The organism is Micromonospora sp. CA-249363 (assembly GCF_050950185.1).
Lineage (GTDB): Bacteria > Actinomycetota > Actinomycetes > Mycobacteriales > Micromonosporaceae > Micromonospora.
In genome coordinates, this window is record NZ_CP192020.1 from 5,915,833 (window position 1) to 5,938,244 (window position 22,412).

General features: G+C 72.7%; 20 protein-coding genes. 8 read left to right on the forward strand and 12 right to left on the reverse strand.

The window, feature by feature from the left end; all coding sequences use genetic code 11:
* The first annotated feature begins 3 nt into the window (after positions 1 to 3).
* A complete protein-coding gene (locus ACQPZK_RS26330; RefSeq protein WP_433535511.1) occupies positions 4 to 1,497 on the forward strand; it encodes a serine/threonine-protein kinase in 1,494 nt (497 codons plus the stop codon).
* A 15-nt stretch (positions 1,498 to 1,512) separates the two neighbouring features.
* On the opposite strand, the gene ACQPZK_RS26335 is transcribed toward ACQPZK_RS26330, so the two are convergent.
* The 9 genes from ACQPZK_RS26335 to ACQPZK_RS26375 all read right to left on the reverse strand — a co-directional run bounded on the left by ACQPZK_RS26335 (position 1,513) and on the right by ACQPZK_RS26375 (position 10,988).
* Entirely contained in the window at positions 1,513 to 2,568 is a 1,056-nt protein-coding gene (locus ACQPZK_RS26335; RefSeq protein ID WP_433539326.1) for a glycosyltransferase family 4 protein, read from the reverse strand.
* Positions 2,569 to 2,710: 142 nt separating this feature from the next.
* Positions 2,711 to 3,370, reverse strand: coding sequence for a BON domain-containing protein (locus ACQPZK_RS26340; RefSeq protein ID WP_433535512.1), 660 nt, complete (start codon positions 3,368 to 3,370; stop codon positions 2,711 to 2,713).
* 168 nt (positions 3,371 to 3,538) lie between these two features.
* Positions 3,539 to 5,146, reverse strand: coding sequence for a trypsin-like peptidase domain-containing protein (locus tag ACQPZK_RS26345; protein WP_433535513.1), 1,608 nt, complete (start codon positions 5,144 to 5,146; stop codon positions 3,539 to 3,541).
* Positions 5,147 to 5,208: 62 nt separating this feature from the next.
* Complete coding sequence (locus ACQPZK_RS26350) at positions 5,209 to 6,765, reverse strand: ATP-binding protein (protein WP_433535514.1); 1,557 nt, start codon at positions 6,763 to 6,765, stop codon at positions 5,209 to 5,211.
* Positions 6,762 to 7,463, reverse strand: coding sequence for a response regulator transcription factor (locus ACQPZK_RS26355; protein ID WP_433535515.1), 702 nt, complete (start codon positions 7,461 to 7,463; stop codon positions 6,762 to 6,764). The genes ACQPZK_RS26350 and ACQPZK_RS26355 overlap by 4 nt, the downstream gene beginning before the upstream one ends.
* Before the next feature lie 74 nt (positions 7,464 to 7,537).
* Entirely contained in the window at positions 7,538 to 8,149 is a 612-nt protein-coding gene (locus ACQPZK_RS26360) for a PadR family transcriptional regulator (RefSeq protein ID WP_433535516.1), read from the reverse strand.
* Entirely contained in the window at positions 8,146 to 8,970 is an 825-nt protein-coding gene (locus ACQPZK_RS26365; RefSeq protein WP_433535517.1) for a DUF4097 family beta strand repeat-containing protein, read from the reverse strand. The genes ACQPZK_RS26360 and ACQPZK_RS26365 overlap by 4 nt, the downstream gene beginning before the upstream one ends.
* A 315-nt stretch (positions 8,971 to 9,285) precedes the next feature.
* A complete protein-coding gene (locus ACQPZK_RS26370) occupies positions 9,286 to 10,218 on the reverse strand; it encodes a lysophospholipid acyltransferase family protein (protein WP_433535518.1) in 933 nt (310 codons plus the stop codon).
* A complete protein-coding gene (locus tag ACQPZK_RS26375; RefSeq protein ID WP_433535519.1) occupies positions 10,215 to 10,988 on the reverse strand; it encodes a GNAT family N-acetyltransferase in 774 nt (257 codons plus the stop codon). The genes ACQPZK_RS26370 and ACQPZK_RS26375 overlap by 4 nt, the downstream gene beginning before the upstream one ends.
* A 151-nt stretch (positions 10,989 to 11,139) precedes the next feature.
* Here ACQPZK_RS26375 and ACQPZK_RS26380 point away from each other — a divergent pair, with 151 nt between their 5' ends.
* From ACQPZK_RS26380 to ACQPZK_RS26390, 3 genes are all read left to right on the forward strand, one after another.
* Positions 11,140 to 11,784 (forward strand): hypothetical protein, encoded by a 645-nt coding sequence (locus tag ACQPZK_RS26380; protein WP_433535520.1) that lies wholly within the window; start codon positions 11,140 to 11,142, stop codon positions 11,782 to 11,784.
* Positions 11,785 to 11,913: 129 nt separating this feature from the next.
* Positions 11,914 to 12,849: an ABC transporter ATP-binding protein gene (locus ACQPZK_RS26385; protein ID WP_433535521.1), complete on the forward strand. Its 936-nt coding sequence runs from the start codon at positions 11,914 to 11,916 to the stop codon at positions 12,847 to 12,849.
* A complete protein-coding gene (locus ACQPZK_RS26390; RefSeq protein WP_433535522.1) occupies positions 12,846 to 13,667 on the forward strand; it encodes an ABC transporter permease in 822 nt (273 codons plus the stop codon). Before ACQPZK_RS26385 ends, ACQPZK_RS26390 begins: the two co-directional genes overlap by 4 nt.
* 133 nt (positions 13,668 to 13,800) lie before the next feature.
* Here the strand turns inward: ACQPZK_RS26390 and ACQPZK_RS26395 are convergent, their stop codons facing one another.
* Entirely contained in the window at positions 13,801 to 14,208 is a 408-nt protein-coding gene (locus ACQPZK_RS26395; RefSeq protein WP_433535523.1) for a hypothetical protein, read from the reverse strand.
* On the reverse strand, positions 14,205 to 14,546 hold the full coding sequence (locus tag ACQPZK_RS26400) for a hypothetical protein (protein ID WP_433535524.1): 342 nt from the start codon (positions 14,544 to 14,546) through the stop codon (positions 14,205 to 14,207). The genes ACQPZK_RS26395 and ACQPZK_RS26400 overlap by 4 nt, the downstream gene beginning before the upstream one ends.
* A gap of 253 nt (positions 14,547 to 14,799) precedes the next feature.
* On the opposite strand from ACQPZK_RS26400, the gene ACQPZK_RS26405 reads away from it, so the two are divergent.
* The 4 genes from ACQPZK_RS26405 to ACQPZK_RS26420 all read left to right on the forward strand — a co-directional run bounded on the left by ACQPZK_RS26405 (position 14,800) and on the right by ACQPZK_RS26420 (position 22,199).
* Positions 14,800 to 18,549, forward strand: coding sequence for a multifunctional oxoglutarate decarboxylase/oxoglutarate dehydrogenase thiamine pyrophosphate-binding subunit/dihydrolipoyllysine-residue succinyltransferase subunit (locus tag ACQPZK_RS26405; RefSeq protein ID WP_433535525.1), 3,750 nt, complete (start codon positions 14,800 to 14,802; stop codon positions 18,547 to 18,549).
* A 118-nt stretch (positions 18,550 to 18,667) separates the two neighbouring features.
* Positions 18,668 to 18,853 carry a DUF6104 family protein gene (locus ACQPZK_RS26410; protein ID WP_007464679.1) on the forward strand — a complete coding sequence of 62 codons (186 nt, stop codon included), beginning with the start codon at positions 18,668 to 18,670 and terminating at the stop codon, positions 18,851 to 18,853.
* Positions 18,854 to 19,017: 164 nt separating this feature from the next.
* A complete protein-coding gene (gene pta, locus ACQPZK_RS26415) occupies positions 19,018 to 21,087 on the forward strand; it encodes a phosphate acetyltransferase (protein ID WP_433535526.1) in 2,070 nt (689 codons plus the stop codon).
* Positions 21,084 to 22,199, forward strand: coding sequence for an acetate/propionate family kinase (locus ACQPZK_RS26420; protein ID WP_433535527.1), 1,116 nt, complete (start codon positions 21,084 to 21,086; stop codon positions 22,197 to 22,199). Before pta ends, ACQPZK_RS26420 begins: the two co-directional genes overlap by 4 nt.
* On the opposite strand, the gene ACQPZK_RS26425 is transcribed toward ACQPZK_RS26420, so the two are convergent.
* The gene (locus ACQPZK_RS26425) at positions 22,196 to 22,363 is read right to left on the reverse strand and encodes a hypothetical protein (protein ID WP_355050513.1); all 168 of its coding nucleotides are present in this window, start codon (positions 22,361 to 22,363) and stop codon (positions 22,196 to 22,198) included. The two genes, ACQPZK_RS26420 and ACQPZK_RS26425, sit on opposite strands and share 4 nt — an antisense overlap.
* Positions 22,364 to 22,412 lie beyond the last annotated feature (49 nt).

Genomic DNA, 22,412 nt, shown 5'->3' on the forward strand with positions numbered 1-22,412 from the left:
CCCGTGAAGGCAGCACTGCATCCGGGCCGCTTGCTGGCCCGCAGGTACCGACTCATCGACCAGATCGGCGCCGGCGGCATGTCGGTCATCTGGCGCGCGCGGGACGAGGTGCTCGACCGCTTCGTGGCACTCAAGGTGCTCGCCGCCTCGCTGGCCGCCGACGCGCGGTTCCGCGACATGGTGCGGGAGGAGGCGCGCGCCGCCGCCCAGTTGGTGCACCCGCACGTGACGTCGGTGCACGACTACGGCGAGACGGTCGACCCGGACGGCTCCATCACCTCGTTCGTCGTGATGGAGCTGCTCAGCGGCGAGGAGTTGGAGCTGCGGCTCACCGAGGGGCCGCTGCCGTGGCCCGAGGCCGTCGAGGTGGGCGCCCAGGTCGCCGACGCGCTGGCCGCCGCGCACCGGCTGGGCATCGTGCACCGGGACATCACCCCGGCCAACGTCATGATGACGGCGATGGGGGTGAAGGTCCTGGACTTCGGCATCGCCACCCGGATCGGCGCACCCGACGAGGACGAGGACGGCGGCACGTTCGGCACCCCGGCGTACGTCGCCCCGGAACGCCTCGACGGCGCGCCCGCCCAGCCGGCCACCGACGTCTACTCACTCGGCGTCCTGCTGCACGAGGCGTTGACCGGGCGGGTGCCGTACCCGGCGGACACCTGGGAGCAGCTCAGCGCCGCGCTCGCCGGCGGTCCCGCCCCGACGCTGGCCGGCGTGCCGGACCTGCCCCCCGAGGTGGCCCGGATCTGCCTGCGCAGCCTCGCCCGCGACCCGGCCGACCGGCCGACGGCCCGGCAGGTCGCCACCGTGCTGCGTGGCCACCTGCTGATGCCCGACCCGCCGACCGCCACGATCGCGGTGCCGGCCCCACCCCCGCCGGCGCAGTCGCCACCGGCCGGCGCCGCTCCGACGGCACCCGTCGGCGTCGTGACGGCGGTACGCGCCGACGACGTGCCCCGACCGCTGACGCCGCCCGCGGACCGCCCCGGCCGATCGCTCCGACGTCCGGCGCTGCTCCTGATCCCGGTGGTCCTCGCCGTCGCCGTGGCGCTCGTCGGCGCGTCCCTGCTCCCCGATGACCAGCCGGTTCGTCGGGCCGGGCCCACGGCCGGCCCGACGACGCCCCCACCCAGTGCTCCGCCGACCGATCCGCCGACCACCGCGCCGCGCCAACCGGCACCCTCGTCGGCGCCGCCCACCGTCGCGTCGACAGCCGCGCCGGGCACCCTCGCCGAAGCCGGCATCCGCGTCAACGGGCTTGTCGACGCCGGGGTGCGCGACGGGGAGATCCGCAGCGACGTCGGCCTCGACCTGCGTCAGTCGCTCGGCAACATGCTTGCCGCCGTCAGCTCCGGCCGGGACGAGCTGGCGCCGGCGGTGGCGCGGCTGCGTGCGAAGATCGCCGTCCGGCTCGGCGAGGGGGGCATCAGCGCGGCGTACGCGCAGCGGCTCGACGCCGCGATCGCGGAACTGGGCGCGGCACGTGTCTGATCCGCAGGGAGGCGGTCAGCGCACCGCGACGGTGGCCGTGCGCCGCACGTCGGCCCGGCCGACGGCGAAGCGCTGGTAGACCTCCTCGTAGCCGTACGCCATCCGCTCCACCGAGAAGTTCTCGGCGACGTGCTCCACGCAGTCGCGCGGGTCCAGTTCCCGGGCGGCCAGCAGCGCGGCCGGCAATTCCTCGGGGCCCCCGCAGATCAGCCCGGTGCGTCCCGGTCGCACCAGTTCCGGCACCGCGCCCCGGTCCAGGGCGACCACGGGCGTGCCGGTCGCCATCGCCTCCAGCATCACCATGCCGAACGGCTCGTCCCACTGGATCGGCATGATGAGGCAGCGGGCGTCGACGAGCATCCGCAGGGTCTCCGCACGGTCGGCGTTGAAGACGACCGTCACGTCCTCGTCGACGAGCGGCGCGACGACCTGTTCGTAGTAGCGGCGCTCGGCCGGCTCGTTGCACTTGCCGGCCAGCAGCAGCGGAAGGCCGGCCTCCCGGCAGGCGCGGATGGCGACGTCCGGGCCCTTGTCGGGGCTGAACCGGGCCAGCCACAGCACCGGCCCGGGGCCCGGCTCGGTCTTGCGCGGAAAGCCCCGCGGATCCAGCGCGTTGTGCACGGTGCCGGCCCAGGGCAGACCCGTGTTGAGTCGACGCTGGGCGTGCGAGATGGCCACCAGGGCGACGTTCTCGTCGGCGTCGCCGAGCACGTCGCCGTACTCCCCCACCGGGTTGCCGTGCACGGTCGCCACCGTCGGCACCGACCGGCGACCGGCCACCAGCGGGCCGATCGTGCTGTGGTCGTGGATCACGTCGAAGTCAGCCGGTGTGATCAGGCGGTTCACCCGGGCCAGGTGCGCCAGCTCCGGCAGTGACTCGCCGAGTCGTTCGTACTGCACCTCCGGCACGGTGGAGACGAAGCCGCCGGCGGCGGTGCCGTGCTCCTCACCCGCGCCGAACAGCGTCACCGCGTGCCCGTGCGCGGTCAACGCGTCCACCAGACCGGCCACCACCTGTTCCAGGCCGCCGTAGCCGGGTGGCGGCACGGACAGCCAGGGCGGGACCACCATCGCGATGCGCGTCGACCGGCCCGGCGGGCGGTCGGCGGGCGGGTGGTTCACGGCCACGAGTCCTCCCCGTTGGGTCCCCCGGTCGGCATGGTTCGCGGCGGGTTCCCCCCGCAGCCCTGGATAAACCGGACAAGACGGACGCTCATCCGCCGACCAGAAGTTGGTCGTGCACGACCCGCACCCCCGGCGCCGACCACGCCACCCGCTCCACCTGGTCCCGTTCCCACCACGACCGGACCACCCCGGCGAGGACCAGCGTGTCGCCGTCCACCTCCACCGTCACCCGTTCGCCGCCGAGCGTCCGCGCCAGCGCGCGCTGGACGTCCTGCCGCGCCCGCTCGTCCGGCGGTGGCGTCGACGGTCGCACCTCGACGAGGTTCGTGATCCCCCGTACGCCGTCGAGACGGCGCAACTCCCCCTCGGCGGCGCGGCGCTGCCACCCGAACTCGACCTCGCCGCGCAGCATCAACCAGCCGTTGGCCACGCTGACGTCCAGCCGCTCGGCGGGCACGAAACTGTCCCATTCGAGGGCGCGGGACGCCGCGAGGGCGATGTCGCCGTCGGTACGCCCCGGCGTCCCGGGCAGCCGCACCTCGATCTCGTCGGCCACCGCGCGTACGCCCCGGACCCGCTGGGCGCACCGGGTGGCCGCCCAGCCACGGGCAGCGCCGTCGACGTACCCGTTGAGGGTGACCACCCCCTGGTCGACGGTCACCCCGATCTCGTTCGGCAGCACCTGCGGATCCCAGGCCAGCTCGGCCAGGACGTCCCGCTGGATCCGCTCGTCATCCACCGTGCTCATCGGCCCACCCCCGTACGCTCGCCAGCTCGCCCGCCGAGCGTGCCGGGCACCCGGGTGACGGCGGTTCACCCTCTTCGGGTGATCCGCCGTGGAAAAAGCGGCGGGTGACGGAGCCAACCCCCTTGGCTCCGCCACCCGCCGCCGGAGGGAGGCAGGTTCTGGTGTCGGTCAGGACGTCTCGGTGAGCGTCACCGTCACGGTCTTCTCGGCCCCGTTGCGCTTGAAGTGCACCTCGACCCGGTCGCCGACCTTGCCGGCCTGCACCGCGCCGACCAGGTCGTCGGAGTCGTTGATCGGCTTGTCGCCGAAGCGGGTGACCACGTCGCCCTGCTGGAGGCCGGCCTTCTCGGCGGGGCTGCCCGGCGTGACCGAGGCGACCAGCGCGCCGCCGCCCTCGGCCTGGTTGACGCCGACCCCGAGCGACGGGTGGCTGACCTTCTCGCCGCGCTGGAGCTTGCCCGCGACGTCCTTGGCCTTGTTGCTGGGGATGGCGAAGCCGACGCCGATGTTGCCGGTGCTCTGCCCGGAGGTGGCGATGGCGGTGTTGACGCCGATCACCTCACCGCGGGTGTTGACCAGCGCGCCACCGGAGTTGCCCGGGTTGATCGGCGCGTCGGTCTGGAGCAGCCCGGAGATCGAGCTGACGGTCTGGCCCTGCTGGCGCGGGTCCTGCTGCTGGCCCTCCCCGGCTCGGATGGTGCGGTCCCGGGCGCTGAGGATGCCGGCGGTCACCGACCCCTGGAGGCCGAGCGGGCTACCCAGGGCGAGGACCTGGTCGCCGACCTGCATGGCGTCGCTGTCGCCGAACTTGGCCGGCTTGAGGTCGCTCACCCCGTTGGCCTTGACCACGGCCAGGTCGGTCTTCGGGTCGGTGCCGACGATCTTCGCCTGGACGTTCCTGCCGTCGGCGAAGACGACCTGCACGGTGTCCCCGCTCGCGGAGGCGACCACGTGGTTGTTGGTGAGCACGTAGCCGTCGGCGGTGAGCACGACGCCGGACCCCTCACCGCTGTCGGTGGCGATCGAGACGACGCTGTCCTGCACGGCGGCGGCGATCTTCGGCAGGTCCGCGCTGTTCAGCACCGGGGCGGCCGTGTAGGTGCGGGTGACGCCACCACGGTCGCCGTCGAGGGCGAGCGCGAGCGCCCCGCCGGCCACGCCGGAGCCGAGCATCAGGGCGAACACCGCGACGCCGGCGCCGGCGAACTTGGCGATCCGACCCGGGCGCGGGCCGGAGCCGGGCGGCGTGGCCTGCGGGCCCCAGGGCGGCACGGGCTGTCCCGGGTGCTGCGGGTGCTGCTGCGGGTAGGCCCCGCCCGGCTGGCCCCCGCCGGCCCAGCCGGACTGCTGGCCCGCGTACCAGGGGGCACCCGGGTAGCGACCGTCGGTCGGCTGCGGGTAGCCGTGCTGGCCGGGCGTCGGGTGGCCGGAGACCGGGTACGGCGGCGCGGACGCACCGGCAGCCGAGGGCTCGTACCCGGTGGGCTGGCCGGCGGCCGGCTGGTACCCGGCGGTCGGCGGCTCGTACCCGGTGGGCTGCGCAGCGGTCGGCGGCTCGTACCCGGTGGGCTGGCCGACGTGCGCGACCGGCGCGGTCGGCGCGTCGTCGGCGGCCGGGATGGCGGCGGTCGGCGTCGCGTCCCGGTCGGCCGGAACGGGGGTGGTCGGAGAGTCGGACTGCGCGCGCTCGTCGCGCGGCAGCTCGGCGGTGGGGTGCGACGGCTCGGCGTCGGTGGGGGCCGGCCGGCGCTGCGGGTCGGACTCGAACTCGGTCATGTCCCTACCTTCTCCCCCGGCACTGCGATCAAGCTGGAACCGTCCTGGAAGTTGGCTGAAAGTCACTCGCCGCTCTCCTCGGCCTCCGACAGCAGCGGCAGCCGGACCCGGAAGGTGGCCCCGCCACCGGGCGTCTCGACCACCTCGACCGAACCGTGGTGGGCGGTCACCAGAGCGGCCACGATGGCCAGGCCGAGGCCGGTGCCGGTGTTGCCGTCGGCGCGTCGGGTCCGCGCCGCGTCGGCCCGGTAGAACCGCTCGAACACCCGCTCCGCCTGCTCCGGGGAGAGCCCCGGGCCGGTGTCCGCGACCTCGATCACCGCGAGGTTGCCCGTCTCGGCGCGCAGTCGCAGACGGACCTCGGCCTCCGGCGGGGTGTGGGTGAGAGCGTTGGTGACGAGGTTGCCGATGACCTGGCGCAGACGCGCGTCGTCGGCGTAGACGACGAGCGGTCCCGATCCGGGTTCGATGTCCAGGTCGATCCGCCGGTCCGGGGCCATCGCGCGGGCCGCCTGCACCGCGTCGGAGGCGAGCACCGGCAGCTCCACCGGGGCCAGCGAGAGCGGCCGTTCCCGGTCCAGCCGCGCCAGCAGCAGCAGGTCCTCCACCAGCAGCCCCATCCGGGCCGCCTCGTCCTCGATGCGGCGCAGCAGGCCGGCGGTCTGCTCCGGCGCACGGGCCGCGCCCTGCCGGTACAGCTCGGCGAAGCCACGGATGGTGGTCAGCGGGGTCCGCAGCTCGTGCGAGGCGTCCGCGACGAACTGTCGCATCCGCTCCTCGGAGCGCCGGGCCCGCGCCTCGGACGCCTGGGCGGCGGCGGCCGCGTCCCGGGCGCTGCTCTCCGCCGAACGGGCGGCCGTCTCGGACGCAGCCCGGGCGGTGAACGCCGCCTCGATCTGGGTGAGCATCGCGTTCAAAGCACGGGACAGCCGCCCCAGCTCGGAGGTGGGATGCTCCTGGCCCGGCTCGGGGTCGGGCACCCGGCGGGTCAGATCGCCACCGGCGATGGCGGCGGCGGTCTGTTCGATCTCGACGAGCGGCTTGAGGCTGGTCCGGACGATCGCCGCGCCGACCGAGGCCAGCATGATCAACACCGCGCCGCCGACCAGCAGGTCGATCCAGACGAGCTGCTTGACCGCCCGGTCCACCTGGGTCAGCGGCTGTCCCACGGCCAGCACGGATCCGTCCGGCTGAGCCGCGTAGTAGACCCGCCACCGGGTGAGGCCGTCATGCGACGCCACGGTCCGCGGCTCCCCCTCCAACTCCTCGAAGCCGTTGCGGGTGCTGGGAAAGGTGGGCAGTTGCTCGGGGTCGAGACTGATGTCGTCGTAGATCGCCGCGTAGACCCGCTGCTCGTCGGCCAGCGACACGACATAGTCGCTCGGCAGCATCGCGTTGACCTGCCCGGTACGCAGCTTCGGGAGCAGTTGACCGAGGCCCTGTGCGGTCGACCGGATCTGGCCGTCGACCTGACCCTGGAGGTAGTTACGCAGGAAGTAGGCGGTCAGCGAACTGATCACCAGCAGTGCGACGGCGACCAGCGTGAGCACCGAGGTGACCAGTTTCAGCCGCAGCGGGACGCTGCGGACCCGCACCTTCGCCTGCTGGACCGGGTTCACGCCGCCGGCTTGCGCAGCACGTACCCCACGCCACGGAGGGTGTGGATCAGCCGGGGCTGACCAGTGTCGACCTTGCGGCGCAGGTAGGAGATGTAGGACTCGACGATGTTGTCGTCGCCCCGGAAGTCGTAGTTCCAGACGTGATCGAGGATCTGCGCCTTGGACAACACCCGGTTGGCGTTGAGCATCAGGTAGCGCAACAGCTTGAACTCGGTCGGGGAGAGCTGCACCCGCTGGCCCGCGCGGTGCACCTCGTGGGTCTCCTCGTCCAGCTCCAGGTCGGCGAAGGTGAGCCGGGACGGGGTCTGCTCGCCGGTGGTGGTGCGACGCAGCACGGCGCGGATCCGGGCGGTCAACTCCTCCAGGCTGAACGGCTTGGTGACGTAGTCGTCGCCGCCCAGGGTGAGCCCGCGGATCTTGTCGTCGGTGGCGTCCCGGGCGGTCAGGAAGACCACCGGGGTACGCGTACCGCCCTCGCGCAGCATCCGGATGACCTCGAAGCCGTCCAGGTCCGGCAGCATCACGTCGAGCACGACCAGATCGGGCCGGTGGTCCTTGGCGGCGTTCAGGGCCGCGCTGCCGCTGGTCGCGGTCGCCACGTCGAAGCCCGCGAAGCGCAGGCTCGCGGAGAGCAGTTCGAGGATGTTGGGGTCGTCCTCGACGACGAGAAGTCGCGCCTCGGTCTGGGTAGCGGGCATGGGCCCAATCATCGGTGAACTCACTGCGTCGGCGCTGGACGCTTCCTGGAAAAATCCTGTGAGTCGCCGAACGGTCAGCGCAACAGTCGGCGCAGCCCGTCCAGGGCACCGTCGAGCAGCCGGATCGCCGTGCGTAGTTGAGTGTCGCTGAACTGCCGGCCGCGCGCCAGACGGCTCACCTCGGCGGTGAACGAGGCGAGCCGCTCGTCGAACTCGTCGAGCAGGGCCGCCCGTGGCGCGTCGGCCGGCGGAGGCCGGTGCGGCGACGGCGGCGGCGCCCACCGCGCACGTCGGGTCTGCCGGGCGGCCTCGCTCAGCTCCCGCTTGAGGTCACGCGTCGAGCCGCGCACCTCGCTGCGGATCTCGCCGGCCAGGGTGGAGAGGTCCGCCACCGAGGCCGCGATGTCCGCCTCCAACGCGGCCAGCTCACCGGCGCGCTGGCGCAGCTCGGCGAGGCCGGCGTCGGTGATGGCGTACGTCTTGCGCCCCCCGGCGGCGGTGTGGCTGACCAGCCCCTCGGCCTCCAGGCGTTGCAGGCGGGGATAGATGGTGCCGGCGCTGGGCGCGTAGAGCCCGAGGAACCGGTCCTCCAGGAGGCGGATCAGCTCGTAGCCGTGCTTGGGACCGTCGTCGAGGAGCTTCAGCAGGTAGAGCCGGAGCCGTCCGTGGCTGAACACGGCGGTCACGGCAGCTCCTCGGAATCGTCGTCGACCGCTCGGGCGAGCAGGGCGATGCTGCCCGAGGTCGCGGAGGCCCAGAGCTTACCGGCACCGCTGCCGAGCACCCCCTCGCTGCTCGGCAGCGGGTACGTCGAGCCGCGTACCTGCGGGAAGCCGCTGGTGATCCGGCCGGCGGCGGTGTTCAGCCGGACGGAGAGGTCGCTGTCCTCGCGGACCCGGACGGTGATGCTGCCGGAGATCGTGGCGAGCCGGATGTCGCTACGTCGGGGATTGTCCAGGTCGCAGGTGATGGCGCCGGAGACGGTCTGCGCCCGCACCCGCTCGGCGGCGCTGTCGGCGAGGATCACCTCTCCGGAGACGGTCTCCAGGGTGAGGTCGCCGCGCACCCCGAGCGCCTCCACCGGCCCCGAGGTGAGCTTCGCGAAGGTGGTGCCGCGCAGTCCCATGAGGGTGATCTGGCCGGCGGCCAGGTCGACGGTGGTCTGCCGGCGCAGCCCGGAGACGACGACCGAGCCCGCGCCCAGGCCCAGGTCGGCGAGGACGTCGGCGGGCACGGCCACCGAGACGTCCACCCGGGGGAAGCGGTGGATCGCGCGGAGGCCGCGCAGGAAGCTCGGCCAGCCCCACTCACGCTCCTGGCGGATGGTGAGACGGCCGTCGGAGTGGTCGATGAGGACCGGTCGGCGGCCCACCTCGGTGACGTCGATCCGGGCCGGGCCGTCGGTGGCGACCACGTTGAGCCGTCCGCTGACGAGACGGACGTCCAGCCGGGTGACCGGACCGTCCAGGGTGAGCCGCTGCGGCGTCTCGACCGTCCACTCGGCCATGGGTGTGCTCCTCTCGACGGCACGCCGGAGCGCGCCTCCCGAGGAGACAGTAACGCGATACATCGCGATACGACAAGACAGTCGCGAGCCGCTGTGCGGCGACGCCCGCCAAGATCCGCGCAATTTCCCGGATGTTGCTGCCTCCGGCGCGCGGGAAGCAGCAACAACCCTGTTGTTGCGCGGATCTTGACAGGCGTTCCCGCGCGAGCGCACGCGGGACAGCGCGCAGCGGGCCGGGACAGCGGGCGGGGGGCCGGGACGGCGCGCAGCGGGCCGGGACAGCGGGCGGGGGTCGGGACAGGGGGCGGGGCCGGGTCAGGCGGCCAGGTCCAGCTCCTGACCGGGGTGCGGCGTCGGCGCCGGGACCGCCGGGGGCAGGGTGGCGATCGGCCGCAGCCGGGTCCGCGCCGGGACGGCCGCCACCAGGTGTACGGCGGATTCGGCGGCGCGGGCCAGCAACCGCCGGTCGGCGTCCTGCCCCGGGTGCAGCGCGGCGGCGACCGTCACCGACACCACCAGATCCGGTGCCGCCACCACCCGGGCCACCGAGCGCAGCAGGGTGTCCGCTCCGAGGAACGCGGCGACGGTGGTGCCCGCCCCGGTGTGCCCGCTGCGGTACCCGAGCCGCAGCGGCACCACCGGAGCGCCCGCGTCGATGGCCGCCTGGAACATGGCCGGCCGGAAGCCGCCCCCGGGGCGACACTCGGCCGCGCCGTCGCCGGCACACCAGGTCGTACCCTCGGGAAAGACCGCGACCGACCGACCGGCGCGCAGCGCGTCGGCGAGCCGGCGCACGGTGGTCGGCAGGGCGCGCGGGCGCGACCGGTCCACGAAGACCGTGCCCGCGGCGGCGGCCAACAGCCCGACCACCGGCCACGACCGGATCTCCCGCTTCGCCACCATCCGGGTGGGCGCGACCGCCAGGACGGCGAGGATGTCCAGCCACGAGACGTGGTTGGCGACCAGCAGCGCGCGCCGCCGGGGCAGCCGCCCCTTGATCACCAGCCGGACGCCGAAGGCGCGCACGGTGCCACGGGCCCAGCCGCGCAGCAGGGCCTGCCGCTCCGGCGCCGGCAGGACGGGCAGCAGCACCGCCACGCCCACCCCGGCCAGCAGCATGCCGCCCGCCGCGACCAGCCGGAGCACCCGACGGGCCACCGACACCGTGGGCACCTCGCCGGTTGTCGGTAGGCAGTCGTCGTCGCAGCCCGACGAGGGCCGCCACAGGTCGTGCGTCGCGACGGTCACCGCTCGTCCCCGCCCAGGAAGTGCCGCAGGTAGCGCGGGTTCATCCGGTCGAGGGAGAAGAGCACGTAGAAGTCCGCGCACCGGAAGTCGGGGTCGTACGACGGCTCACCGCAGATCCACGCGCCGAGTCGCAGGTAACCGCGCAGCAGCGGCGGGACCGCCACCCGAGCGGCCGGATCGGAGGGGGTGGCCAGGGCGGCGGCCGGCTCGGCGAACCACGGACGCAGCGGCCGGACCCGCAGCGGCGGCGGGGACAGGTGCCGGGCCTGGGCCTGGGCCCACACCCCGGCGACCGTACGACCGTCGTCGTCGACCGGCACGGAGGCGCAGCCGCCGAGCCAGCGGGAGCCGCGCAGGTGCAGGTAGCGGGTGAGACCGGCCCACATCAGGTTGATGACCGCGCCGGAGCGGTGGTCCGGGTGCACGCAGGACCGGCCCGTCTCGACGAGGTCGTCCCGCAGCGGGTCCAGCGCGGTGAGGTCGAACTCGCTCTCGGCGTACCGCCGGTCGGTACGCCCCGGCGGGAGCAGCCGGTACGTGCCGACCACCTGCCCGGTGCTGTCCTCCCGGACGATGAGGTGGTCGCAGTGGGCGTCGAAGGGGTCCACGTCCAACCCGGCCGCGCCGGGTGCGAGGGTGGCGCCCAACTCGGTGGCGAACACCTCGTGGCGCAGGCGTTGCGCGGCCGCGACCTGGGTGGGGTCGTCGGCGATCAGCAGGGTGTATCCGCTGGTCGTCAGTGGCGTGCCAGCGACATGCAGAACGGCCATGGGATCTGTGTAAGGGCCCCGGGTGCCATCGGTGGGCACCGCTGGTGTCGGACGGATGAACGCCGGTCGGCGGATGCCTGCGCGGTGTGCCCGTGCGAGGCTGCGGGGCGGGCCGGCGACGACGCCGGTGCACGTTCCACGGAGGTCACCCATGCGCGTCGAGTCCCGCTACAACGGGCCCACCGGCTCCGGCAACGGCGGCTGGAGCGCCGGGCTCTTCGCCACTGCGGCGGGGCCCGGACCGGTCGAGGTGACGCTGCGTCGGCCACCGCCGCTGGACACGGAGCTGACCCTCGTCGACGGCGAGGTCCGGGACCCGGCCGGCGAACTGGTGGCCGAGGTCCGCCCGGCCGGGGTCGTGGACGCCGTCGTACCGCCGGTCGACCCGGAGACGGCGGCGGAGGCGGCCACCCGCTACCCCGGCTTCGTCGCGCACCCGTACCCCGGGTGTTTCGTCTGTGGTCCGAGCCGGACCGACGGGTTGCGGATCTTCCCCGGACGCCTGCCGGACGGCCGGACCGCCGCGCCGTTCCGCGTCCCCGGGCAGGTCGACGACGCCACCGTCTGGGCCGCGCTGGACTGCCCCGGCGGCTGGACGGTGCTCGCGCCGGAACGCCCGTACCTGCTGGGTCGGATCGCCGCCGTGGTCACGGCCCGGCCGGCGCCCGGCGACGAGTGCGTGGTGACCGGCGCGCTGGTCGGTGTCGACGGCCGCAAGGCGCGGGTGCACACCAGCCTGTACGGGCCGGACGGCACGCTGCTCGGCGCGGCCCGGGCCACCTGGATCGCCCGCTGAGGTCCGTCGTGGTGGCGGGCGTCATTCGCAAGGAGGACCACGCCGTACGTACTCGGGCTGATTGACCTTGTTGCTCGGTACCGTCACGCTGTGCCACGGCGTACCTCGACGCCACACGGGAGGAGAACGATGACTGACGGGCAGCGAAGCCCCACCAGCGACGGTCAGATCGTGGTGTCCGGTCTGACGAAGCAGTACAAGAACGTGCGGGCGGTGAACAACCTGTCCTTCACCGTGGCACCGGGGCGGGTGACCGGCTTCCTCGGCCCGAACGGCGCCGGCAAGACCACCACGCTGCGCATGCTGCTGAACCTGGTCACGCCGACCGGGGGCACGGCCACCATCAGCGGCCACCGCTACGCCGACCTGACCGACCCGCTGCGCCACGTCGGCGCGATCCTGGAGGCGTCCAGCGCCCACAAGGGCCGCACCGGCATCAACCACCTGCGGGTGATCTGCGCCGCGGCCGGCCTGCCCCGCAACCGGGCCGACGAGGTGCTGGAACTGGTCGGGCTGACCCCGGCCGCGAAGCGCAAGTTCAAGGGCTACTCCCTGGGCATGAAGCAGCGGCTCGGTATCGCCGCCGCGATGCTCGGCAACCCACGGGTGCTCATCCTCGACGAGCCGGCCAACGGGCTCGACCCGGAGGGCATCCGATGGATGCGCGGGTTCCTCAAGAACCTCGCCCACGAGGGCCGTACGGTGCTGGTCTCCAGCCACCTGCTGTCGGAGATGCAGCTCCTCGCCGACGACGTGGTGATCATCGCGGCCGGGCAGCTCGTCCGGCAGGGGCCGGTCGAGCAGGTGCTCGGGTCGATGGCCCAGGGCGCCCAGGTCCGGGTCCGCACCCCGCAGGCCGAGGCGTTGACCACCGCGCTGAAGGCGCAGTCGGCCACGGTCACCACGGACGAGAACGGCGTTCTGCTGGTCTCCGGGGTGGACGCCCCGACGATCGGCCGGTCCGCCCTGGCCGCCGGCGTGGAACTGCACGAACTGACCACCGAACGGCCCGACCTGGAACGGGTCTTCCTGGAGCTGACGGCCGGAAAGGCGGGCATCCGATGAACCTGGTCCGATCCGAGCTGCTCAAGATCCGTACGACCAACACCTGGTGGATCTTCGCGCTGATCAGCCTGCCGCTGTGGGCGCTCACGCTGCTCATCAACTGGTTGCAGGCCGACGCCCTCACCAGCACCAACCCCGCCGAGGTGGGGGACCAGGCCGCCCAGTTCGAGGCGGCGGCCACTCCGGACGCGCTCTCGTCGAACCTGTTCACCACCGGGCAGTTCTTCGGCCTGCTGATCATCATGCTGCTCGGCATCATCGTGGTGACCAGCGAGTTCTTCCACCAGACGGTCACCACCACGTTCCTCACCGCACCACACCGCACCGCCGTCATGCTCGCCAAGCTGGTCGCGGCGGGCGTGCTGGCGCTGCTGTTCTGGCTGGTCACCACCGCGCTCAACCTGATCGCCGGGTCGGCGGTGCTGAGCGCGGTCGGGGTGGACTCGCAACTGGGCAACGACGCGGCCTGGCGGGCGATCGGGTTGAACCTGCTCGCGTACCTGCTCTGGGCCGTGTTCGGCGTCGGCATCGGCGTGCTGATCCGCAGCCAGATCGGCGCGACCGTGACCGGCATCCTGCTCTACCTGGGCGGCTCGATCGGCGCGGCCGTGGTGATCGCCATCCTGGCCGACCGCTGGGGTGACTGGATCAACAACCTGCAACTGCTGGTGCCGTCGCTCGCCTCGTCGCTGATGGTCACCGGGACGGACATCCCCGGCAACCCGCCGCGCTGGGCCGGCGCGGCCGTGCTGATCGGGTACGCGGTGGTCACCGGCGTGGCCGGGTCCCTGCTGATCCGTCGGCGCGACATCTCCTGACCGACCGGGTTCCGGGGTGGCGGCGGCACGGCCGTCACCCCGGGCCACCCTGGGGTGACGGCGGCACCGCCGTCATTCCGGAATGTGCCTGCGGTGGCGGCGGCACGGCCGTCATTCCGGACGTGCCTGCTTGTCAGCCGCCGGGGCAGCCCCGGCCGCCGCTGATGGGTATGCACTGGGTGATCCGCGGTGCCGGCTCCTGGTCGGCCGGGACGTGCCCGATCAGCGCGGTGCTCGCCATGCCTCCCACCAGCGCCACCGCCACGTAGATCAGCACCACCCCGGCGAACGCCCCGGCGAAGTGCCGACGCCACATCGCCTCGCCGGCCAGTCCGGCCAGGAGCAGACCGATCACCGGCAGCACCCCGTTGAGCAGGAGCCCGGTCATGAGCAGGGCGTCGGTGGTCGCGCCGAACGCCTTGGCCTCTGCATAAGTCGGCGCGTAGGGCCGCGAGACGCGCCGGATCAGGCCCACCAGCAGCAGGAACGGCACCCCGTAGAGCCAGGCGAAGAAGAGCCCTCCGAGGCCGAGCCGCTTCATACCAGCCCCGCGAGGACAGCGCCGCAGAGCGTGAGGGCGACCACCGCGGACAGTGTCCCGGCGGCCACCGCCGACGGGACGAGCCGGGCGGCCAGCGCGGCCACCAACGCCGTCACGAACAGCAGCCCGACGAGCACCGGTGCGCCCCACACCAGCACGACGAACGCCAGCGACTCCCCCGGCGACAGACAACTGAACCAGGCCGCGCAGTCGTCGCCCACCGGTGTGCTCGGCACGCTCGTGGTGCCCACCGCCACGGCCGCGATCGCGGTGACGTACCAACCGGCCGCCACCGCCATGCTCCTGCCATAGCGCCCCCATGCCCCGTGTCCGTCCATGCGGCCGATCCTGGCGGAGGAAGGCCGGCCAGACATCCGTCGGGATACTCAATTCCGCCGTACCAGTCGGCGGCGATCGCCGCAGAGGTTGCCGAACTTCTGGCATCTTCTGTGAATCGGGCCACCCGACCGAGGCGGAAATGCCGGGGCGATCCGTACGGCGTAGCCTGGGAGTCGTCTGTCCGTTCTCCTTGATCGGCGGAACGGACACCGCGTGACACACAAACCCGCGTGAAAGAGGCGATTACCGGCCGTGTCGACCCAGCAGACTTCGCAGGAGAACCCACTGGCGGGTTTCGGCCCGAACGAGTGGATCGTCGAGGAGATGTACCAGCGGTACCTCGCCGACCCCACGAGCGTCGATTCAGCCTGGCACGACTTCTTCGCTGACTACCGACCAGCGCCCGGCGCCGCGACACCGCGCCCGGCGGAGAGCGCCGGCAAGCCGGCCGCCGCGCCCGAGCCGGACGGCCAGCCGGAGGCGGCAGCCAAGGTGACCCAGCCCGCCACGAAGCCGGCCGCCGCGCCGACCAAGCCGGCCGCCGCCGCGCCCGCCCCGACCAAGAGCGCCCCGACGCCGGCCCCGGCGGCCGCCGCCAAGGAGGCGCCGGCCAAGCCGGCCGCGAAGGCGCCCGCGCCGACCGCCGACGGCCCGCAGACCACGCCGCTACGCGGTGTCGCCGCGAAGATCGTCCAGAACATGGACGCGTCGCTGAGCGTGCCGACCGCGACCAGCGTGCGCGCGGTCCCGGCGAAGCTGCTTGTCGACAACCGCATCGTGATCAACAACCACCTCGCCCGTGGGCGGGGCGGCAAGGTCAGCTTCACCCACCTCGTCGGCTACGCGATGGTCCGTGCGCTGGTCGAGCACCCCGAGATGAACAACTCGTTCGCCGAGGCCAACGGCAAGCCGGCCGTGGTCCGCCCGGCGCACGTCAACCTCGGCATCGCCATCGACCTGGCGAAGCCGGACGGCAGCCGCAACCTGGTGGTCCCCTCCATCAAGGGCTGCGAGCAGATGGACTTCCGGCAGTTCTGGCAGGCGTACGAGGACGTGGTCCGGCGGGCGCGGCGCAACGAGCTGACCATGGAGGACTACTCCGGCACCACGATCTCGCTGACCAACCCGGGCGGCATCGGCACCGTGCACTCGATGCCCCGGCTCATGCAGGGGCAGAGCGCGATCATCGGCGTCGGCGCGATGGAGTACCCGGCCCCCTACCAGGGCATGTCCGAGGCCACCCTCGCCGAGCTGGCGGTCAGCAAGATCATCACGCTGACCAGCACGTACGACCACCGGATCATCCAGGGCGCGCAGTCCGGCGAGTTCCTCAAGGTGATGCACGAGCTGATCCTCGGCGAGCACGGCTTCTACGACCAGATCTTCACCTCGCTGCGCATCCCGTACGAGCCGGTGCGCTGGATGCGGGACGTCGCCGTCAACTCCGAGGGTCAGATCAACAAGACCGCCCGGGTGCACGAGCTCATCCACGCGTACCGGGTGCGCGGTCACCTGATGGCCGACACCGACCCGCTCGAGTTCAAGATCCGCAAGCACCCCGACCTGGACGTCCTCCAGCACGGGCTGACCCTGTGGGACCTGGACCGCGAGTTCCCGGTCAACGGCTTCGCCGGCCGGCAGCGGATGAAGCTGCGCGAGATCCTCGGAGTGCTGCGCGACTCGTACTGCCGCCGGGTCGGCATCGAGTACATGCACATCCAGGACCCGGAGGAGCGGCGCTGGATCCAGGAGCGGATCGAGCGCAAGTACGAGAAGCCGTCCGCCGACGAGCAGAAGCACGTGCTCAACCGGCTCAACGCGGCCGAGGCGTTCGAGACCTTCCTGCAGACCAAGTACGTGGGCCAGAAGCGCTTCTCGCTGGAGGGCGGCGAGTCGCTGATCCCGCTGCTCGGCGAGGTGCTGGAGTCCTCCGCCGAGAACGGGCTGGACGAGGTCGTCATCGGCATGGCCCACCGTGGCCGCCTCAACGTGCTGGCCAACATCGTCGGCAAGCCCTACGAGAAGATCTTCTCGGAGTTCGAGGGCCACCTGGACCCGCGTTCCACGCAGGGCTCCGGCGACGTGAAGTACCACCTGGGCCAGAACGGCAAGTTCACCACCCCGGACGGCGAGCACGCCGTGAAGGTGTCGGTGGTGGCGAACCCGTCGCACCTGGAGGCCGTCGACCCGGTGCTGGAGGGCATCGTCCGGGCCAAGCAGGACCGGATCGACCTCAAGCTGGAGGGCTACACCGTGCTGCCGCTGGCGGTGCACGGTGACGCCGCGTTCGCCGGGCAGGGCGTGGTCGCCGAGACGCTCAACCTGTCGCAGCTGCGCGGCTACCGCACCGGCGGCACCGTGCACGTGGTGGTCAACAACCAGGTCGGCTTCACCACCGCGCCGGAGTACAGCCGGTCCAGCCTCTACAGCACCGACGTGGCCCGGATGATCCAGGCGCCGATCTTCCACGTCAACGGCGACGACCCGGAGGCTGTGGTCCGGGTGGCCCGGCTGGCCTTCGAGTACCGGCAGACGTTCAACAAGGACGTCGTGATCGACATGGTCTGCTACCGCCGGCGCGGCCACAACGAGGGCGACGACCCGTCGATGTCCAACCCTCAGATGTACAAGATCATCGACTCGAAGCGTTCGGTGCGCAAGCTCTACACCGAGGAGCTGATCGGTCGCGGCGACATCACCGTGGAGGACGCGGAGGAGCTGCTGCGCGACTACCAGGCGCAACTGGAGAAGGTCTTCAAGGCCACCCGGGACGCCGCCGCCACGCCGCGCCAGCTCAACCGGCCGCGCCGTGAGGAAGAGCCGGAGCCGGCTGTCGACACCGCCACCGACGCCGCCGTGGTCAAGGCGATCGGCGAGGCGCACGTCAACCTGCCGGAGGGCTTCACCCCGCACAAGCGCATCCAGCAGCTGCTCGACCGGCGGGCCAAGATGTCCGTCGAGGGCAACATCGACTGGGGCTACGGCGAGATCATCGCGTTCGGGGCACTGCTGCACGACGGGGTCACCGTCCGGCTCGCCGGTCAGGACTCGCGTCGCGGCACCTTCGTCCAGCGGCACGCGTCGATCGTCGACTCCCGCACCGGGGACGACTACCTGCCCCTCAAGTCGCTCACCGGCGACGGCGAGCGTTCCCGGTTCTTCGTGCACGACTCCCTGCTCAGCGAGTACGCGGCGATGGGCTTCGAGTACGGCTACTCGGTGGAGAACATCAACGCGCTGGTCGCCTGGGAGGCCCAGTTCGGTGACTTCGTCAACGGGGCCCAGTCGGTGATCGACGAGTTCATCTCGTCCGGTGAGGTGAAGTGGGGTCAGCGCTCCGCGGTGACCCTGCTGCTGCCGCACGGCCACGAGGGCCAGGGCCCGGACCACACCTCCGGTCGCCCGGAGCGGTTCCTGCAGATGTGCGCCGAGGACAACATGCGGGTGGCCATCCCGACGACCCCGGCGAACTACTTCCACCTGCTGCGCCGCCAGGCCCTGTCGCCGAAGCGCAAGCCGCTCGTGGTGTTCACGCCCAAGTCGCTGCTGCGGCACAAGCTCTGCGTCTCCTCGGTGGAGGACTTCACCACCGGCACCTTCCAGCCGGTCCTGCGCGACACGGCCGCCCCGGCACCGGAGGCGGTGAAGCGGGTGCTGCTCTGCTCCGGCAAGGTCTACTACGACCTGTTCCAGGCCCGGCAGGAGCGCGGCGTCACCGACACCGCCATCATCCGGATCGAGCAGCTCTACCCGCTGCCGGTGGAGGAGATCCGCGCCGCGCTGGCGCAGTACCCGAACGCGGAGGACTTCGCCTGGGTGCAGGAGGAGCCGGCCAACCAGGGCGCCTGGTCGTTCGTAGCGCTCAACCTGCTGGAGCACCTCACAGACGTCCGGCTGCGGCGGATCTCCCGCCCGGCCGCGGCGGCCCCGGCGGTCGGTTCGGCCAAGACCCACGAGGTCGAGCAGACCGCGCTCATCGAGGCGGCACTCCCCCGCCCGTGACCTGAGCACGCCACGCGAGCCGGGGCAGGGCCTTCGACGGTCCTGCCCCGGCTCGCGTCGGTCCATCCGATCACCGACCCGCCCGGCCCGCGCCGGGCCGAGCACGAGGACGTATGACGTGTACTTCACCGACCGTGGCATCGAGGAGCTGGTCGAACGCCGGGGCGACGAGCAGGTGACCCTGGAGTGGCTGGGCGAGCGCCTGCGCGACTTCGTCGACCTCAACCCGGACTTCGAAACCCCCATCGAACGCCTGGCCACCTACCTGGCCCGCCTAGACGACCCCGACGACGAAGACGCCTGACCCCCACCCCCACCCCACCTCCCGCGGTGATCATGAAGTTGTGCGCGCGTGTCGTCGGCGTGTCGAGCGATAACTTCATGATCACCGGGACGCAGGCGGGCGGCGGGGGCGGGCGGGCTCGGAGGGGCCGGGTGGGGAGTCCGGGGGTCTTCTAGGGTGGGGGCGTGGCTCGCAGCGTTTATCTGACCAGCGTGGGTTCGGGCGGGGGTAAGTCGACCATCGCTCTCGGGCTGGCCGAACTGCTGTCGCGGCAGGTGGGGCGGATCGGCGTGTTCCGACCGCTGGTCGCCGACACCGGCCCCGATCCGATCCTCGCCCTGCTCAGTGAGCGGTACCGGGTCGAGGTGCCGATCGGCGAGCTGGCCGGGGCCACGTACGCCGAGGCGGCCGCGTTGGTGGCCGACGGCCGGCGCGAGGAGCTGATCTCCGCGATCGTGGAGCGCTACCGGGCGGTCGAGCGGCAGTGCCCGGCGGTGGTCGTCGTGGGCAGCGACTTCGACGAGCCGGGCGACCCCGCCCACCCCCGCGAGCTGGCCTTCAACGCCCGGCTGGCCACCGAGTTCGGCAGCGTCGTGGTGCCGGTGGTCGACGGGTACGAGCAGGAGCCCGCGGCCGTCGAGGCGGCCATGCGCGGGGCGTACCACGACCTGGCCGACCTGGGCGCGACCGTGCTCGCGGTGATCGCCAACCGGGTGCCCGGGCCGATGACGCTGCCGGAGCTGCCGGTGCCCACGTACGCCATCCCGGAGGTGCCGAGCGTGTCGGCGCCGACGGTGGCCGAGGTGGCGGCGGCGCTCGGCGCCACCCTGCTGGCCGGGGACGATGCCGCGCTCGGGCGGGACGTGCTGGACTTCGTGGTCGGCGCGGCGCACGTGCCGACCCTGTTGGGCCACCTCACCGAGGGGGCGCTGGTGATCACCCCTGGCGACCGGGCCGACCTGCTCGTCGCCGCCAGCGCGGCCCACGTCGCGGGGCAGGTGTCGGTGGCCGGGCTGGTGCTCACCCTGGGCGAGCAGCCCGATCCTCGGGTGATGCGGCTGGTGGAGGGCTTGAACACCGGCCTGGCGGTGCTGTCCGTGGGCAGCGACAGCTACGACACGGTCGAGGCGTCCATCCGGATCGAGGGGCGGCCCAGCGTGGCCAACCCGCGCAAGGTGGAGGCCGCGCTGGGCGCGTTCGAACGCTGCGTGGACACCGACGACCTGGCCCGCCGGCTCCGGGTGAGCCGCTCGACGCGGGTCACCCCGCTGATGTTCGAGAACGAGCTGATCGACCGGGCCCGCTCGCAACGCCGCCACCTGGTGCTTCCCGAGGGCACCGACGAGCGGATCCTGCGGGCGGCGGAGATCCTGCTGCGCCGGGGTGTGGCCGACCTGACGTTGCTCGGCCGCCCCGACGACATCGCCCGGCGTACCCGCGAGCTGGGCATCGACCTCGGCGACGCGCAGCTCGTCGACCCGACCAGCAGCGGGTGGCACGACGAGTTCGCCGCCGAGTACGCGCGCCTGCGCGCCCACCGGGGCGTCACGGCCGAGCTGGCGTCCGACATCGTGGCGCAGCCCAACTACTTCGGCACGCTCATGGTGGCCACCGGGCACGCCGACGGCATGGTCTCCGGGGCCACGCACACGACCGCCGCCACCATCCGACCCGCCTTCGAGATCATCCGTACCGTCCCGGACGTCTCGGTGGCCTCCAGCGTCTTCTTCATGCTGCTGCGCGACCGGGTGCTGGTCTACGGCGACTGCGCGGTGAACCGCGACCCGGACGCCGCCCAGCTCGCCGACATCGCGATCTCGTCGGCCGACACCGCCGCCCGGTTCGGCATCGAGCCCCGGGTGGCCATGTTGTCGTACTCCACCGGCAGTTCCGGCGCGGGCGCCGACGTGGAGAAGGTCGCGGCGGCCACCGCGCTCGTCCGGGAACGCCGGCCCGACCTGCTGGTCGAGGGACCGATCCAGTACGACGCGGCGATCGACCCGGCGGTGGCGGCGACCAAACTGCCGGAGAGCAAGGTCGCCGGGCACGCCACGGTCTTCATCTTCCCGGACCTCAACACGGGCAACAACACGTACAAGGCGGTGCAGCGCTCGGCCGGGGCGGTCGCCGTCGGTCCGGTGATGCAGGGCCTGCGCCGGCCGGTGAACGACCTGTCCCGGGGCGCGCTGGTGCCGGACATCGTGAACACGGTGGCGATCACCGCCATCCAGGCAGCCGCCGAGGAGGCGTCGTGAGTCGGGTCCTGGTGCTCAACTGCGGGTCGTCGTCGGTGAAGTGGCGGCACTACGACGGGGACCGCACGCTCGGCCAGGGCACCGTCGAGCGGATCGGCGAGCCCGGCGGCGGCCCGGCGGACCACGCCAGCGCGGTCCGGCAGATCCTGGACGGGCTGGACCTGACCGGGCTGACGGCCGTCGGACACCGCGTGGTGCACGGCGGCCGGACCTTCACCGCCCCGACGCTCGTCGACGACGCGGTGCTGGCCGCGATCCGCGACCTGGTCCCGCTCGCCCCGCTGCACAACCCGGCCAACCTGGCCGGCATCGAGATGGCCCGGGCGACCCTGCCGGACGTGCCGCAGGTCGCCGTCTTCGACACGGCGTTCCACCACACCCTGCCCGAGGCCGCCGCGACCTACGCGATCGACCGGGACACCGCCGCGCGGTACGACATCCGCCGGTACGGCTTCCACGGCACCTCGCACGCGTACGTCTCCCGGCGTACGGCCGAGCTGTTGGGCCGCCCGTACGAGCAGCTCAACACGATCACCCTGCACCTGGGCAACGGGGCCAGCGCCTGCGCGGTGGCCGGTGGCCGCAGCGTCGCCACCTCGATGGGAATGTCACCCCTGCAAGGGTTGGTGATGGGCACCCGTAGCGGCGATCTCGACCCGACCGTCATCTTCCACCTGCGGCGCGAGGGCGGACTGTCGGTCGACGAGATCGACGACCTGCTCAACCACCGCAGCGGCCTGCTCGGCCTGACCGGCGCGAACGACATGCGCGAGGTGCTGCAACGCCGGGCCGCCGGGGACCGGGCCGCCGCGCTGGCCTTCGACGTCTACTGCCGGCGGATCACCGGGTACGTCGGGGCGTACTACGCGCTGCTCGGCCGCGTCGACGCGATCTCGTTCACGGCCGGGGTGGGTGAGCACGCCGCGCCGGTACGGGCTGCCGCGCTGGCCGGCCTGGACCGGCTCGGCATCGGCGTGGACGACGCCCGCAACGACGGCGACGGTGACCGGGTGATCTCGCCCGACGGCGCCGAGGTGAGCGTCTGCGTCATCCGCACCGACGAGGAGCGGGAGATCGCCCGGCAGACCCGGGACGTGGTGGCGAAGGTCTAGGCGAGCCAGACGACCAGGGCCACCAGCAGCACCACGACCACCGCCGCACCGACGATGAGGGGCAACCGGGACGGCGCGTCGGCCGGGCCGGTGGCCTCCGGCGTCTGGGTGAAGGCACGGAACGCCTCGGTGTTGCCGCTGGGGTCGGTGTAGTTCTCAGCCATGCCGGTGACCCTAGCGAAGCCCTGGCCGACGCACCGCCCCCACCTCCGC

What these genes read in the sequence shown, in the direction of transcription:
- ACQPZK_RS26335 (WP_433539326.1), bottom strand. Translation starts at nt 2,568, where the DNA reads ATGGTGGTCCCGCCCTGGCTGTCCGTGCCGCCACCCGGCTACGGCGGC.
- ACQPZK_RS26340 (WP_433535512.1), bottom strand. Translation starts at nt 3,370, where the DNA reads ATGAGCACGGTGGATGACGAGCGGATCCAGCGGGACGTCCTGGCCGAG.
- ACQPZK_RS26345 (WP_433535513.1), bottom strand. Translation starts at nt 5,146, where the DNA reads ATGACCGAGTTCGAGTCCGACCCGCAGCGCCGGCCGGCCCCCACCGAC.
- ACQPZK_RS26355 (WP_433535515.1), bottom strand. Translation starts at nt 7,463, where the DNA reads ATGCCCGCTACCCAGACCGAGGCGCGACTTCTCGTCGTCGAGGACGAC.
- ACQPZK_RS26365 (WP_433535517.1), bottom strand. Translation starts at nt 8,970, where the DNA reads ATGGCCGAGTGGACGGTCGAGACGCCGCAGCGGCTCACCCTGGACGGT.
- ACQPZK_RS26375 (WP_433535519.1), bottom strand. Translation starts at nt 10,988, where the DNA reads ATGGCCGTTCTGCATGTCGCTGGCACGCCACTGACGACCAGCGGATAC.
- ACQPZK_RS26380 (WP_433535520.1), top strand. Translation starts at nt 11,140, where the DNA reads ATGCGCGTCGAGTCCCGCTACAACGGGCCCACCGGCTCCGGCAACGGC.
- ACQPZK_RS26385 (WP_433535521.1), top strand. Translation starts at nt 11,914, where the DNA reads ATGACTGACGGGCAGCGAAGCCCCACCAGCGACGGTCAGATCGTGGTG.
- ACQPZK_RS26390 (WP_433535522.1), top strand. Translation starts at nt 12,846, where the DNA reads ATGAACCTGGTCCGATCCGAGCTGCTCAAGATCCGTACGACCAACACC.
- ACQPZK_RS26395 (WP_433535523.1), bottom strand. Translation starts at nt 14,208, where the DNA reads ATGAAGCGGCTCGGCCTCGGAGGGCTCTTCTTCGCCTGGCTCTACGGG.
- ACQPZK_RS26400 (WP_433535524.1), bottom strand. Translation starts at nt 14,546, where the DNA reads ATGGACGGACACGGGGCATGGGGGCGCTATGGCAGGAGCATGGCGGTG.
- ACQPZK_RS26425 (WP_355050513.1), bottom strand. Translation starts at nt 22,363, where the DNA reads ATGGCTGAGAACTACACCGACCCCAGCGGCAACACCGAGGCGTTCCGT.